The 227-nt window shown below is 47.6% G+C and carries 1 rRNA gene; it reads left to right on the forward strand.

Annotation, left to right across the window (positions count from 1 at the left end):
- Window positions 1–165: 165 nt before the first annotated feature.
- Window positions 166–227: ribosomal RNA gene (gene rrf, locus KHA84_RS15290) — 5S ribosomal RNA — on the forward strand; the annotation flags it as partial.

Consider the following 227-nt stretch of genomic DNA (forward strand, 5'->3'; position numbering starts at 1 on the left):
ACGGCTTATGACCCGAGCAGTTGGCCGCTGAGGCCGGACCATGGCACATGAAAGACTCGGTACTACACAATGTCTCGTTTATCCGGTTTTGAAAGAACAAATAAAGTGCTTGCCAAATCCTTGAGGATTGGTATAATAGTATTTGTCCTTTTAAAGTGAACACGGTCCGGCAATGATGGCGAAGAGGTCACACCCGTTCCCATCCCGAACACGGAAGTTAAGCTCTT

Source organism: Bhargavaea massiliensis (assembly GCF_018390575.1).
GTDB lineage: Bacteria > Bacillota > Bacilli > Bacillales_A > Planococcaceae > Bhargavaea > Bhargavaea massiliensis.